The organism is Arthrobacter sp. NPDC080082 (assembly GCF_040686595.1).
Lineage (GTDB): Bacteria > Actinomycetota > Actinomycetes > Actinomycetales > Micrococcaceae > Arthrobacter.
Genome location: NZ_JBFBKQ010000005.1, coordinates 339,388 through 353,262 on the forward strand (window position 1 = coordinate 339,388; position 13,875 = coordinate 353,262).

The 13,875-nt window shown below is 68.7% G+C and carries 13 protein-coding genes; 4 read left to right on the forward strand and 9 right to left on the reverse strand.

Features of this window, described 5'->3' with window-relative positions; translation table 11 throughout:
• Positions 1 to 9 precede the first annotated feature (9 nt).
• Positions 10 to 1,350, reverse strand: a complete 1,341-nt coding sequence (gene glnA, locus AB0O44_RS12630; RefSeq protein WP_138769615.1) for a type I glutamate--ammonia ligase — start codon at positions 1,348 to 1,350, stop codon at positions 10 to 12.
• A 263-nt stretch (positions 1,351 to 1,613) separates the two neighbouring features.
• Between glnA and panB the strand changes: the two genes are divergently transcribed.
• On the forward strand, positions 1,614 to 2,507 hold the full coding sequence (gene panB, locus AB0O44_RS12635) for a 3-methyl-2-oxobutanoate hydroxymethyltransferase (protein ID WP_364137816.1): 894 nt from the start codon (positions 1,614 to 1,616) through the stop codon (positions 2,505 to 2,507).
• Between the two features lie 27 nt (positions 2,508 to 2,534).
• On the opposite strand, the gene AB0O44_RS12640 is transcribed toward panB, so the two are convergent.
• Positions 2,535 to 3,095, reverse strand: a complete 561-nt coding sequence (locus AB0O44_RS12640) for a YceI family protein (protein ID WP_364137818.1) — start codon at positions 3,093 to 3,095, stop codon at positions 2,535 to 2,537.
• A gap of 122 nt (positions 3,096 to 3,217) precedes the next feature.
• Positions 3,218 to 3,382 (reverse strand): SPOR domain-containing protein, encoded by a 165-nt coding sequence (locus AB0O44_RS12645; RefSeq protein ID WP_290258167.1) that lies wholly within the window; start codon positions 3,380 to 3,382, stop codon positions 3,218 to 3,220.
• Positions 3,383 to 3,453: 71 nt separating this feature from the next.
• On the opposite strand from AB0O44_RS12645, the gene map reads away from it, so the two are divergent.
• Together map and ppgK are read left to right on the forward strand one after the other, a co-directional pair.
• Complete coding sequence (map, locus tag AB0O44_RS12650) at positions 3,454 to 4,332, forward strand: type I methionyl aminopeptidase (RefSeq protein ID WP_364137820.1); 879 nt, start codon at positions 3,454 to 3,456, stop codon at positions 4,330 to 4,332.
• An 84-nt stretch (positions 4,333 to 4,416) separates the two neighbouring features.
• A complete protein-coding gene (gene ppgK, locus AB0O44_RS12655; RefSeq protein WP_290258169.1) occupies positions 4,417 to 5,220 on the forward strand; it encodes a polyphosphate--glucose phosphotransferase in 804 nt (267 codons plus the stop codon).
• A gap of 157 nt (positions 5,221 to 5,377) precedes the next feature.
• Here the strand turns inward: ppgK and nrdR are convergent, their stop codons facing one another.
• The 3 genes from nrdR to AB0O44_RS12670 form a co-directional block, all read right to left on the reverse strand.
• Positions 5,378 to 5,884, reverse strand: coding sequence for a transcriptional regulator NrdR (gene nrdR / locus AB0O44_RS12660; protein WP_364137822.1), 507 nt, complete (start codon positions 5,882 to 5,884; stop codon positions 5,378 to 5,380).
• Positions 5,885 to 5,985: 101 nt separating this feature from the next.
• On the reverse strand, positions 5,986 to 7,395 hold the full coding sequence (gene hisD / locus AB0O44_RS12665; protein WP_364137824.1) for a histidinol dehydrogenase: 1,410 nt from the start codon (positions 7,393 to 7,395) through the stop codon (positions 5,986 to 5,988).
• Positions 7,396 to 7,404: 9 nt separating this feature from the next.
• On the reverse strand, positions 7,405 to 8,007 hold the full coding sequence (locus tag AB0O44_RS12670) for a hypothetical protein (protein WP_364137826.1): 603 nt from the start codon (positions 8,005 to 8,007) through the stop codon (positions 7,405 to 7,407).
• A 201-nt stretch (positions 8,008 to 8,208) separates the two neighbouring features.
• Between AB0O44_RS12670 and AB0O44_RS12675 the strand changes: the two genes are divergently transcribed.
• The gene (locus AB0O44_RS12675) at positions 8,209 to 8,667 is read left to right on the forward strand and encodes a flavin reductase family protein (RefSeq protein ID WP_290258259.1); all 459 of its coding nucleotides are present in this window, start codon (positions 8,209 to 8,211) and stop codon (positions 8,665 to 8,667) included.
• A gap of 4 nt (positions 8,668 to 8,671) precedes the next feature.
• On the opposite strand, the gene dnaE is transcribed toward AB0O44_RS12675, so the two are convergent.
• The 3 genes from dnaE to lspA are packed head-to-tail and all read right to left on the reverse strand — an operon-like array spanning position 8,672 to position 13,819.
• Positions 8,672 to 12,229 (reverse strand): DNA polymerase III subunit alpha, encoded by a 3,558-nt coding sequence (dnaE, locus tag AB0O44_RS12680; protein WP_290258173.1) that lies wholly within the window; start codon positions 12,227 to 12,229, stop codon positions 8,672 to 8,674.
• Between the two features lie 35 nt (positions 12,230 to 12,264).
• Entirely contained in the window at positions 12,265 to 13,212 is a 948-nt protein-coding gene (locus tag AB0O44_RS12685) for an RluA family pseudouridine synthase (RefSeq protein ID WP_364137828.1), read from the reverse strand.
• Entirely contained in the window at positions 13,205 to 13,819 is a 615-nt protein-coding gene (gene lspA / locus AB0O44_RS12690) for a signal peptidase II (RefSeq protein WP_364137830.1), read from the reverse strand. Before lspA ends, AB0O44_RS12685 begins: the two co-directional genes overlap by 8 nt.
• Positions 13,820 to 13,875 lie beyond the last annotated feature (56 nt).

Here is a 13,875-nt window from a genome sequence, read left to right on the forward strand (position 1 = left end):
CGTACTCCCCTAGAGGATCGCCAGGTTGCGCTGCAGCTCGTAGGGCGTGACCTGGAGCCGGTAGTCCTGCCACTCGGCGCGCTTGTTGCGCAGGAAGTGTTCGAAGACCTGCTCGCCGAGGATCTGCGGCATCAGCTCCGAGTCCTCCATGGTCCGGATCGCGTCGTGCAGGCTGGCCGGCAGCGGGTCGTGGCCCATGGCGCGGCGCTCCGCGGAGCTCAGCGACCAGATGTCGTCCTCGGCCGCGGCCGGCAGTTGGTAACCCTCCTCGATGCCCTTCAGCCCGGCGCCCAGCAGCACGGCGTAGGCCAGGTAGGGGTTCGCGGCGGAGTCGATGCCGCGGTATTCGATCCGCGCGGACTGGCCCTTGCCCGGCTTGTACAGCGGCACCCGGACCAGCGCGGAGCGGTTGTTGTGGCCCCAGCTGAGGTAGCTGGGCGCCTCTCCCCCGCCCCAGAGCCGCTTGTAGGAGTTCACGAACTGGTTGGTGACGGCGGTGAACTCGGGGGCGTGCTTGAGGATGCCGGCGATGAACTGGCGTGCGGTCTCGGAGAGCTGGAACTCGGCCCCGGCCTCATAGAACGCGTTGGTGTCGCCCTCGAAGAGCGAGAAGTGGGTGTGCATGCCGGAGCCCGGGTGCGCCGTGAACGGCTTGGGCATGAAGGTGGCGTACGTGCCCTGCTGCAGGGCGACCTCCTTGATCACGGTGCGGAAGGTCATGATGTTGTCCGCGGTCTGCAGCGCATCGGCGTAGCGCAGGTCGATCTCGTTCTGCCCGGGGCCGGCCTCGTGGTGGCTGAACTCCACCGAGATGCCCACGGATTCGAGCATGGTCACCGCGGTGCGGCGGAAGTCCTGGGCCACGCCGCCGGGGACGTGGTCGAAGTAACCGCCCTCGTCCACGGGAACCGGGGCGCCGTCCGGGCCGGGCTGCTGCGACTTGAGCAGGTAGAACTCGATCTCGGGGTGGGTGTAGCAGGTGAAGCCCATGTCCGCGGCCTTGGCCAGGTTGCGCTTGAGGACGTTGCGCGGGTCCGCGGCGGACGGCTCGCCGTCGGGGGTGAGGATGTCGCAGAACATCCGCGAGGTCGCCTCGGTCTCGCCGCGCCAGGGCAGGATCTGGAAGGTGGAGGGGTCCGGCTGGGCCAGCATGTCGGATTCGAACACGCGGGCCAGGCCCTCGATCGAGGAGCCGTCGAAGCCCAGGCCCTCCTCGAAGGCGCCCTCGACTTCGGCGGGCGCCAGCGCCACGGACTTGAGTGAGCCGACGACGTCGGTGAACCACAAACGCACGAAACGCACGTCGCGCTCCTCGATCGTCCGCAGGACAAACTCTTGCTGGCGGTCCATAGTGCCTCTTTCCGGGTCTTCGTCCGTGCCTCGGCGCGCCCCGGCCCATGGCCGGCGGCGGCGCCCGCAGCTGCTCACGGTTCACTCTACTAATCATTACCGCCGATTGCTGGCCCGGCCCGGGCGCGTAACCCAGCGTTAACACAACACCCCGGTCCGGCCACCCGGGAGCGTCCCGGACGGCGCTCCGGACTGCCCGCCGAAGCAGGTCTCTCCGGCCCCTCCGGTAGCTAGGACCCCCGGTATCGCACTACGCTCATTCCATGGCCCCCAGCACCAGCCCCGATTCCGGCATGTCCGCAGAACTTCCCGCCCCCTACGGCGCCGGCCCCGCGCAGGCGGCGCCGGCCGCCGCGAAGCCCGCCGGGCGGATCCGCACCCACCACCTGCGCCAGGCGAAGGAGAGGGGCGAACGCTTCGCCATGCTGACCGCCTATGACCAGTACACCGCGGAGATCTTCGACGACGCCGGCATCGAGGTGCTGCTGGTCGGTGACTCGGCCTCCAACAACGTCTTCGGCAACGAGACCAGCCTGCCGGTGACCGTCGATGAGCTGCTCCCGCTGTGCCGGGCCGTGACCCGCTCCGCCCGCCGCGCCCTGGTGGTGGCGGACCTGCCGTTCGGCAGTTACGAGGTCTCGGCCGAGCAGGCCGTCGCGACCGGCGTGCGCTTCCTCAAGGAGGGTCTGGCGCACGCGGTCAAGATGGAAGGCGGGGCGTTCTACGCGGACACCGTGCGCGCCATGGTCCAGGCCGGCATCCCGGTCATGGCCCACATCGGCTTCACGCCGCAGAGCGAGCACGCCCTGGGCGGCTACAGGGTGCAGGGCCGGGGCGACGACGCCTCGCGCCTGATCGAGGATGCGGTGGCCCTGGCCGACGCCGGGGCGTTCTGCGTGCTGATGGAGATGGTCCCGGCCGCGACGGCGGCCGCCGTCGACGCCGCCCTCGATGTCCCCACCATCGGCATCGGGGCCGGCAACGCCACCACCGGCCAGGTGCTGGTCTGGCAGGACATGGCGGGGCTGCGCGGCGGGAAGATGGCCAAATTTGTCAAGCAGTACGCGGACCTCCGGACCACCCTGACGGACGCCGCCCGCGCCTATGGCGACGACGTCCGTTCCGGGCAGTTCCCGGGCCCCGAGCATTCCTTTTAGGCGGGCTGCGCCCTAGGCTGACTGGGCTTAGGAGGCGTCCTCGACCTTGATGGCGGAGACCTCGAACTCGAGGGTGATCTTGTCCGAGACCAGGACGCCGCCGGAGTCTAGGGCGGTGTTCCACTTCAGCCCGAAGTCCTGCCGGTCGATCCGCCGCGATCCCTCGAAGCCGGCCCGGAGGTTACCCATGGGGTCCCGCTCGACGCCGATGAAGTCCAGCGGGATGGAGATCTCCTTGGTCACCCCGCGGATGGTCACGTCGCCGATGACGATGAAGTGGCCCTCGTCCACCTGGTCCACCCGGCTGCTCTTGAAGGTGATTTCCGGGTAGGTGGGGGCGTCGAAGAAGTCGTTGGTGCGCAGGTGCTGGTCCCGGTCCGCGTTGCGGGTGTCGATGCTCGCCACCTTGACGGTCAGTTCCACCGAGGAGCGTTCCAGGTTTACGGGATCGACGGTGATGACGCCGTCGAAGTCGTTGAAGGCCCCGCGGACCTTGGTGACCATCGCGTGCCGGGTGGAGAACCCGATCCGCGTGTGGGTTGGGTCGAAGCGCCACTGTCCCGCGTATTCCGGCGAGAGTTCGGCCATGATGAACCTCCTAGCGGTACCGGTCGTGCCGGCACCCGGATATGGATGGATGGTGATGCGAACGGTGTCCCGGCCCTGGCCGGAGCCGCCGACGGGCGCCGGAGCGCGCCCGGGGTGGCTGTTTAGTCGTCGTCGCCCTTGTCCCACGCCTCGTTGCGTGCCTTGACCTTTTCGAGGGCGTGTTCGGCTTCCTCGCGGGTCTTGTACGGGCCGATGAGCTGGCTCCAGTCCGACATCGCGTCCTCCTCGATCTCGTGGGTGTTGACGTTGTACCAATACTCGGCCATCGGATCTCCTTCTGCACGTGCCGGGCGGCTGCATTTTTTTCGGCTTAGGCCACTGCTTATAGAATCAATCTATGCCTTCCCTCACCTCGACTGCACCCATTGGCACCCTTGTCCCGGGCACGATCAGCCCGCAGCGTGCCGTGCCGGCGTCGATTCCGCGTCCGGAGTACGTGGGGAAGCCCGCGCCGGCGAAATTCACCGGGTCCGAGGTGAAGTCCGCGGAGACCATCGAGAAGATCCGCGTCGCCTCCAAAATTGCCGCCCAGGCGATCGTCGAGGTGGGCAAGCACATCGAACCGGGCGTCACCACGGACGAACTGGACCGGGTGGGCCACGAGTTCCTCCTTGACCACAAGGCCTACCCCTCCACGCTGGGCTACCGGGGCTTCCCGAAGTCGCTGTGTTCCTCGCTGAACGAGGTCATCTGCCACGGCATCCCGGACAGCACCGTGGTCCAGGACGGCGACATCCTGAACATCGACATCACCGCGTTCATCGGCGGCGTCCACGGCGACACCAACCACACCTTCCTGGTGGGCGACGTCGACGAGGAGTCCCGGCTGCTGGTGGAACGCACCGAGGAGTCGCTGCGCCGGGCAATCCGCGCGGTGGCCCCGGGACGGGAGATCAACGTGATCGGCCGGACCATCGCCTCCTACGCCAAGCGCTTCGGTTACGGCGTGGTACGCGACTTCACCGGCCACGGCGTGGGCGAGGCATTCCACACCGGCCTGATCATCCCGCACTATGACGCCGCGCCCGCCTACAACACCGTGATCGAGCCGGGTATGGTCTTTACCATCGAACCCATGCTCACCCTCGGCACCATCGAGTGGGACATGTGGGCCGACGACTGGACCGTGGTGACCCGCGACCGGAAACGCACCGCGCAGTACGAACACACGCTGCTGGTGACCGACTCCGGCGCCGACGTCCTCACCCTCCCCTGACCCGCAGTCCCCGCACCACCTTTTCAGCACGAGCCGCGCAGCGCGCGTCACCAGCCCCTGCCCCCAGCCACGAACGGACACACATTGGCCAAGAAGGACGACAAGTCGAAGAAGAACGCCCCGCTGATCGGCATTGATATCGGCGGCACCGGTATCAAGGGCGGCATCGTCGACTTGAAGAGGGGCAAGCTGGTGGGCGACCGGCTCCGGGTTCCGACCCCGCAGCCCTCGACGCCGGAGGCGGTGGCCGACGTCGTCGCCCAGGTGGTGGCCGAGCTGTCCAAGCGCTCCGACGCCCCGGAGGCCGACAGCCCCGTCGGCGTGACCTTCCCGGGCATCATCCAGCACGGCGTGGTCCACTCCGCCGCCAACGTCGACCACGCGTGGCTGAACCTGGACATCGACGCGCTGCTCACCGCCAAGCTGGGGCGCCCGGTGGAGGTCATCAACGACGCCGACGCCGCCGGCCTCGCCGAGGCCCGCTACGGTGCCGGCAAGGGCGTCGACGGCACCGTCCTGGTGATCACCCTGGGCACCGGCATCGGCTCCGCGTTCATCTTCAACGGCAAGCTGGTCCCCAACGCCGAGCTCGGCCACCTGGAGATCGACGGCTTCGACGCCGAGAGCAAGGCCTCCGCCGTCGCCCGCGAACGCGACGGCCTGAGCTGGACCGAATACAGCGTTCTGCTGCAGCGCTACTTCTCGCACGTGGAGTTCCTCTTCTCCCCCGAGCTGTTCATCGTCGGCGGCGGCATCTCCAAGCGCGCGGACGAGTACCTGCCGCACATGTCGCTGCGGACCCCGATCGTTCCCGCCGAGCTGAAGAACGACGCCGGCATCGTGGGCGCGGCCATTGAGGTGGCGCTGACGCACAAGCTGGCCAAGTAGCCCGCTACTCTGCTCAGGCAGTAAGACCCGCGCCAGAAACAAAGAACCGGCCCGCAGTTGTCCAACTGCGGGCCGGTTCTTCTTTTTCGGATCTCACTGTGGAGCCGGTGGTGGCTGCGGCTTCCCCTCCGTTGCCACCACCGGAGTCTGTGGGTGCCTAGAGCGGGCTCTTCTGGGCCGGTTTTCCGTCGAGGCCTTGGCCCTCCAACCCCTTGGTCTCCGCCTCGTGGCGGAGCAGGGCGATGGCGGACTCGAAGTCCTCGAGGGATTCGAATGCCTGGTAGACGCTGGCGAACCGCAGGTAGGCGACCTCGTCGAGGCGCTGCAGCGGGTTCAGGATGGCCAGGCCCACCTCGTGGGCCTCGATCTCGGCGGCGCCGGCGGCGCGGATGGTCTCCTCGACCTCCTGTGCCAGCATGGCGAGGTCGTCCTCTGTCACCGGCCGGCCCTGGCAGGCCTTGCGGACACCATTGATGACCTTGCTCCGGCTGAACGGCTCGCCCACGCCGGACCGCTTGATCACGGTGAGGCTGGTGGTTTCCACGGTGGTGAAGCGGCGGCCGCATTCGGGGCACTGGCGGCGGCGGCGTATGGCCGAGCCGTCGTCGGCGATGCGGCTGTCCACCACGCGGGAGTCAGGATTACGGCAGAACGGGCAATACACGTCTCTTCCTTTCCTGCCGCAACTCCGGAAGGAAGCACCGCTGGCGGGGCTTCCGGATTCAGTCTACGACTAGATCTGGGCGAATAACAAGCCTGTAATTACTACATGTTGTGGTTGGCGAACCGGGCGGTCACGGCCTCGCCGTGCGCCGGCAGGTCCTCGGCCACCGACAGGCTGACGATGTGCCGGCTGACGACCTCCAGCGCGGCCCGGTCGTAGTTGATGACCTGGATGGCGCGCAGGAAGGTGGTGACGTTCAAGCCCGAGGAGAAGGCCGCGGTGCCGCTGGTGGGCAGCACGTGGTTGGACCCGGCGCAGTAGTCGCCCAGGCTGACCGGGCTGTAGTCGCCCACGAAGATGGCGCCGGCGTTGCGGATCCGGGCGGCGACGGCGGCGGCATCCGAGGTCATGATTTCCAGGTGCTCGGCGGCGTAGGCGTCGCAGGCGGCGATTCCCTGCTCCAGGTCCTCGACCAGGACGACGCCGGACTGCGGGCCGGAGAGGGCTTCCCGGACGCGGGCGCTGTGCTTGGTGGCGGCGGCCTGGGTGTCGAGCTCCCGGCGCACGGCCGCGGCGAGATCCTCGGAGTCGGTGATGAGGACCGAGGCGGCCTTGGGGTCGTGCTCGGCCTGGCTGATCAGGTCCGCGGCCACGAGCCCGGGGTGGGCGGTGGCGTCGGCCAGAATCGCGATCTCGGTGGTGCCGGCCTCCGAGTCGATGCCGACAGCGCCCTTGACCAGGCGCTTGGCGGTGGCGACGAAGATGTTCCCCGGGCCGGTGACGACGTCCACCGGGTCGATGCCGGGCAGGGCGGTGTCGGATGCGTCCGCCGGGGAGCCGTCCGCGGGGACGCCGTAGGCGAAGGCGGCGATGGCCTGCGCCCCGCCGATCCCGTAGACCTCATCGATGCCCAGCAGCGCGGCGGCGGCGAGGATGGTGGGGTGCGGCAGGCCGCCGAAGTCCTTCTGCGGCGGGGACGCCAGCGCGATCGAGGGAACGCCGGCGGCCAGCGCCGGGACCACGTTCATGATCACCGAGGAGGGGTAGACGGCCAGGCCGCCGGGAACGTAGAGGCCCACGCGGGAGACCGGCACCCAGTTCTGGCTGACCACCGCGCCGTCGCCGAGGGCGACGTCGGTGTTGGCCGGACGCTGGGCGTCGGCGAAGAGCCGGGCGCGGCGGATGGATTCCTCCAGCGCGGCGCGCACCTCCGGGTCCAGGCCGTCCAGCGCGGACTGCAGGGCCTCTGCGGGCACCCGCGGGTGGGACTGCTCGACGCCGTCGAACCGCTTGGCCAGGTCGCTCAGCGCGGCGAGGCCGCGGCCCCGGACGTCGGCGATGATCTCCTGGACCTTGCCCTCGGCGTCGGCCACGGTGCCGTGCTGGGCCCGCGGGACGGCGGCGCGAAGGCCGGCGAGGGTCAGCTGCCGCCCGCGGACGTCCACGGTCCGGAAATCGAGGCCGGTGGAGGCGGGTACCAGGGACGCGGGGCGGTCGGCAGAGGAAGTCACCCGCCTATTTTACGGCTCCTGGTCAGGGTGGCCGAACAGGGAGGCGACGAAGATGGACAGCGCGGTGGCCGCGGGCCAGACCAGCAGCACGGCGTAGGCCCGTAGCGAGAAGGCGATGCTGGCACTGGCGGAGGTGTCCCCGGCCGGGGTGAAGACCGCGCCGGCCAGGACGCCGGTCCCCCACGCCAGGAGGGCACCGACGGCGCCCGCGGCGACGGCACCGATGACGGTCAGCGGCGGCAGGCTGGCCGGCTTGCTGCCGGCGGCCAGGATCCCGCCGACGCAGCCGGCCGCCAGGTACAGCCCGGCCAGGACCAGGTCCCGGGGCAGCCAGGTGGAGGGGTTGCTGCCGCTGGCCAGCGCCGGGTCACGGCTGATCAGGTTCAGGCCGGTGGGCGCCAGAGCCCACCAGAGCAGCCCGACCGGGATCCCGGCCAGGGCGATGACCAGCAGTCCGCGCCACGGCACCCGCCGGCGCCTGGGCGTGGGGGTGTCAGCGCCGTCGCCCCATCCTGTCCCGCCGGTGCCGGCGGTATTCCCGGGTGTGCCGTCGGTGGGCGCGGCGCCGGAGCCGTGGGGGTCGACGGGCGGGTGCACCGCGGGTTGTGTCATGCAACAAACCTTAACCCAGGATTCCGCGCCCTCCGGCACGCCGGCCGGGCCAGGATGACGCCGCGCGGCGCCCCGCGACCGGCCGAATACCGCCGTCGGGCGTTGCGGGAATACGCTGGCACCAGCAACAGCCGCACCACAGCAGGGAGATGGACCACCGTGTCGTCAGCCGAAGAGCCCTTCGAGGGAACGTTCAAGGAAATGTTCCGCCGGCACGCCGCGGGCGTCGCCATCATCACCGCGAGCTACAACGGGGCTCCCTACGGGTTCACGGCCACCTCGGTGGCGTCGCTGTCGGCCAAGCCGCCCCGGTTCACCTTCAACATGGCCCGGACGTCCAGTTCATGGCCCGCCGTCGCCAACTCCAGCTACATCGGCGTTCACATGCTGGGCCTGGAGAACCAGACCCTGGCCGACCGCTTCGCCCGCGGACGGGACCGCTTCGAGGGCGACCACTGGGAGGAGGGACCGCACGGGGTCCCGGTCCTCAAGGACGTCTCCGGCTGGCTGATCGGAAAGATCCAGATGCGCCTGTCCTTCGAGAACAACGCCGTCGTGGTCGTCGAAGTGGTCGACGGCGCGGTCGGCGGAGCCTCGGTGCCGCTGCTCTACCACGGCGGCGCCTACTCCCAGCCGGTGCCGCTGGACTACGAGATCTGAGTCCTTACCCGTCCAGGCACGTGGGCCCGAGGAGGACCTTGAGGTCGCCGTAGAGCGAGGGGCTCGGGTTGACCCGCAGGTGCACCGGCAGGCCCATCACCTCCACCCGTGAGTCGCCGTGCAGGTGCAGCCGCACCTCGGACTTGCCCCGGTGGGTCTTCAGGACCTCGCCGAGTTCGTTCACGACGGCCTCGGTGGCTTTGTGCGTGGGCATGGTGATCACCAGCGGCCCGTCCAGGCCCTCGCTGAGGTCCGGCACGGAGAGTTCCATGCAGTTCACCGCGATGGCCCCGTCGTCCCGGCGCTGCAGGCGGCCCTTGACGACGACGATCAGGTCCTCGGCCAGGACGGAGGCGATGGGGCCGTAGACCTGGCCGAAGAACATCACCTCCACCGAGCCGCCGAGGTCCTCGATCTCGGCGCGGGCGTAGGCGTTGCCGCTGGCCTTGGCGATCCGCCGGCTCAGCGAGGTGATCATGCCCGCGATGGTGATGATCGCGCCGTCGTGCGGGCCGTCCTCGGCGATGATCGAGGTGATGGACTGGTCCGCGTGCTGGGTCAGGACGCCCTCCAGGCCCTGCAGCGGGTGGTCCGAGACGTAGAGGCCCAGCATGTCCCGCTCGAAGGAGAGCTTGTCCTTCTTCTCCCATTCGGGCAGGTCCGGGATGTCGATGCTGAGCGAGGACTCCGATTCGGTGTCCTCGATCCCGGCGAACAGGTCGAACTGGCCGATGGCCTCGTTGCGCTTGAGCGTGATGACGGAGTCGATCGCCTCTTCGTGGACCATGGCGAGGGCGCGCCGGTGGTGTCCCAGCGAGTCGAAGGCGCCGGCCTTGATGAGCGATTCGATGGTGCGCTTGTTGCAGACCACGGCCGGGACCTTCATCAGGAAGTCCTTGAAGGAAGTGAAGGCACCCTCGCGTTCGCGGGCGGCCACCATGGCGTCGACGGCGTTGGCGCCGACGTTGCGGATGGCGCCCATGCCGAAGCGGATGTCGTTGCCCACCGGGGTGAAGTTCAACGCGGACTCGTTGACGTCCGGCGGCAGCACCGTGATGCCCATCCGGCGGCACTCGTTCAGGTAGATGGCCGACTTGTCCTTGTCGTCGCCGACGCTGGTAAGCAGCGCCGCCATGTACTCCTGGGCGTAGTGGGCCTTCAGGTAGGCGGTCCAGTAGGAGATCACGCCGTAGGCGGCCGAGTGGGCCTTGTTGAAGGCGTAGTCGGAGAATGGGAGCAGGATGTCCCAGAGGGTCTTCACGGCGTCCATGGAGTAGCCGTTGTCCTGCATGCCCTGGGAGAAGCCGGCGAATTGCTTATCCAGTTCCGACTTCTTCTTCTTACCCATGGCGCGGCGGAGGATGTCGGCCTGGCCCAGGCTGTAGCCGGCGAGCTTCTGCGCCACGGCCATGACCTGCTCCTGGTACACGATCAGGCCGTACGTGCCGCCGAGGATCTCGGCGAGCGGTTCCTCCAGCTCCGGGTGGATGGGGATGACCGGCTGGATGCCGTTCTTGCGCAGCGCGTAGTCGTTGTGCGCGTTGGCGCCCATCGGGCCCGGGCGGTAGAGGGCCAGGACGGCGGAGATGTCTTCGAAGTTGTCCGGCTTCATCAGCTTCAGCAGTGACCGCATGGGCCCGCCGTCGAGCTGGAAGACGCCCAGGGTGTCACCGCGGGCCAGCAGTTCGTAGGAGGCGGCGTCGTCCAGGGCCAGGGATTCCAGGTCCAGGTCCACCCCGCGGTTCATTTTGATGTTTTCCAGGGCGTCGGAAATGATCGTCAGGTTCCGCAGGCCCAGGAAGTCCATCTTGATCAGGCCCAGGCCCTCGGACGTCGGGTAGTCGAACTGGGTGATGACCTGGCCGTCCTGGAAGCGGCGCATGATCGGGATGACATCGATGATGGGGTCCGAGGACATGATGACGCCGGCGGCGTGCACGCCCCACTGGCGCTTCAGGCCCTCGATGCCGAGGGCGGTCTCGAAGACCTTGGCGGCCTCCGGATCGGTGGCGATCAACTGCCGGAAGTCCCCGGCCTCGCCGTAGCGCTTGGCCTCGGGGTTCTGGATGTCCGCCAGCGGGATGTCCTTGGCCATGACCGCCGGGGGCAGCGCCTTCGTCAGGGTCTCGCCCATGCTGAACGGGTAGCCCAGCACGCGGGAGGAGTCCTTGAGCGCCTGCTTGGTCTTGATGGTGCCGTAGGTGACGATCATGGCCACGCGCTCGTCACCGTACTTCTTCGTCACGTAGTCGATCACCTCGGACCGGCGGCGGTCATCGAAGTCGACGTCGAAGTCGGGCATGGAGACGCGGTCCGGGTTGAGGAACCGTTCGAAGATCAGGCCGTGGTGCAGCGGGTCCAGGTCGGTGATGCGCATGGCGTAGGCCACCATGGAACCGGCACCGGAGCCACGGCCGGGGCCGACGCGGATGCCGTTGTTCTTGGCCCAGTTGATGAAGTCCGCGACCACCAGGAAGTAGCCCGGGAAGCCCATCGAGGTGATGACGTCGAGTTCGTAGTCGGCCTGGGCGCGGACCTTGTCCGGGATGCCCTGCGGGTACCGGTAGTGCAGGCCCTTGTCCACCTCCTTGACCAGCCAGGAGGTCTCGTCCTCGCCCTCGGGGCAGGGGAAGCGGGGCATGTAGTTGGCGCCGGTGTTGAAGGAGACGTCGCAGCGCTCGGCGATCAGCAGGGTGTTGTCGCATGCGTCCGGGTGGTCCCGGAAGAGCTCGCGCATCTCCTGCGGGGACTTCAGGTAGTAGCCGCTGCCGGAGAAAGCGAACCGCGAGCCGCCGTTGTCGTAGGTGGGTTCGAGCAGGGTGGAGCCGGACTGGATGGCCAGCAGCGCCTCGTGGGCCTTGGCGTCGTGCTCGTGGGTGTAGTGCAGGTCGTTCGTGGCCACCAGCGGGAGGTTCAGTTCCTTGGCCAGGCGCAGCAGGTCGCCGGTGACGCGGCGCTCGATGTCCAGGCCGTGGTCCATCAGCTCGCAGAAGTAGTTCTCCGCGCCGAAGATGTCGCGGAACTCGGCGGCGGCTTCCAACGCCTCCCGGTACTGGCCCAGCCGGAGCCGGGTCTGCACCTCGCCGGAGGGGCAGCCGGTGGTGGCGATGAGCCCCTCTGAGTAGGTGTTCAGCAGCTCCCGGTCCAGCCGCGGCCACTTGCCGAAGACGGAGTCCAGGGACGCGATCGAGGAGGCACGGAAGAGGTTCCGCATGCCGGTGTTGTTATAGCTCAGCAGCGTCATGTGCGTGTACGCGCCGCCGCCGGAGATGTCGTCCTTGCGCTGGTTTTCCTCGCCCCAGCGCACCCTGGTCTTGTCCGTGCGGGCGGTGCCGGGCGTGACGTAGGCCTCGACGCCGATGATCGGCTTGATGCCGGCGTCGGTGGCGCGCTTCCAGAAGTCGAAGGCGCCGAACAGGTAGCCGTGGTCCGTGGTGGCCAGCGCCGGCATGCCCAGCCGTCCGGTCTCATCGAACAGTTCCCCGAGCCGGGCGGCGCCGTCCAGCATGGAGTATTCGGTGTGGTTGTGGAGATGGACGAACGAATTGTTGCTGGAAGTCACCGGTTCATTCTAGTGCCGGGCACGGACGGTGGGCGTCAGGCGTTGCCGGAGGCGAGGACCTCGAGCGCGTACTGCAGGTCCTGCGGGTAGTCGCTGGTGACGGTGACCCGCTCCCCCGTCCGGGGGTGGTCGAAGGAGAGCTGCCGGGCGTGCAGCCACTGCCGGGTCAGGCCCAGGGTGGCGGCCAGCCGCGGGTCGGCGCCGTAGGTCAGGTCTCCGGCGCAGGGGTGGCGGAGCGCTGAGAAGTGCACGCGGATCTGGTGGGTGCGCCCGGTTTCCAGGTGCACTTCCACCAGGGACGCCTTGCCGAACGCCTCGAGGACCTCGTAGTGGGTGACCGAGTCGCGGCCGTCCTCGACGACGGCGAAGCGCCAGTCGTGGCCCGGGTGGCGGCCGATGGGTGCGTCGATGGTGCCTGCGAGCGGGTCCGGGAGGCCCTGGACGACGGCGTGGTAGACCTTGTCCACGGTGCGGTCCTTGAAGGCCCGCTTGAGCTTGGTGTACGCGTCCTCGGTCTTGGCGACCACCATGACCCCGGAGGTGCCGACGTCGAGCCGGTGCACGATCCCGGCGCGTTCGGTGGCGCCGGAGGTGGAGATCCGGTACCCGGCGCCGGCGAGGCCGCCGACGACCGTGGGCCCCACCCAGCCGGGCGAGGGGTGCGCGGCGACGCCGACGGGCTTGTCGATCACGACGAAATCATCGTCGTCGAGCAGGATTGTGAGGCCTTCCACGACTTCCTCCACCACTTCCAGGGGGTCCCTGCGGTCCGGGACGACGACGTCGAGTCCGGCGCCGGCGCTGAGCTTCAGCGACTTTCCGACCGGCTTGCCGCCGGTGCTGACGTGTCCCTCGGCGATCAACGCCGCGGCCTGGGACCGGGAGATGTCCATGAGGCGGGCCAGCCCCGCGTCGATGCGGGCACCGGCGAGCTCCTCGGGGACGGTGTAGTGCCGGGCCGCGCCGGCTGCCGGTTCAGACATGGTTGCCGCCGTCGTGCTTGTCGGCATCATCCTTGTCGGCGTCGTGCTCGTCGCCGTCGTGGGCTTCCTCGCGCCGCCGGACGCCGTCCAGCGGGATGCCGCGCAGGGTCAGGAGGCAGATGATCACCACGGAGGACACGACCGCGGAGTCGGCGATGTTGAAGATGGCGAAGTTGGGGAGCTGGATGAAGTCCACCACGTGGCCCATGCCAAAGGACGGGTCGCGGAAGAGCCGGTCGGTCAGGTTGCCCAGGGCGCCGCCGAGCAGCAGGCCCAGCGCCAGCGCCCACCAAGCGGAGCCGAGCTTGCGCAGCTGCAGCAGGATGGTCACGGAGACGGCGGCCATGATGATTGTGAAGACCCAGGTGACGTTCTCGCCGATGGAGAACGCGGCGCCGGAGTTCCGGATGTAATACCAGTGCAGCAGCGGGGGCAGGACCGGGGTCCGCTGCCCCTCGATCATGGTGGAGGTGACCCACAGCTTGGTGAGCTGGTCGAAGACGTAGGCGAACACGGCGAAGCCCGCGAACAGGGAGAGCAGGAGCGCGCGGCGCGGCCTGCGGGCGGGTGCGTCCCGGGGGACGGCGGGGGTTGGTGCGTTCGTCATAGTGCTTTCGTTCCGGTTCCGGTCATGCCACATGCAGAAAGCCGGTGGCCGAGGAG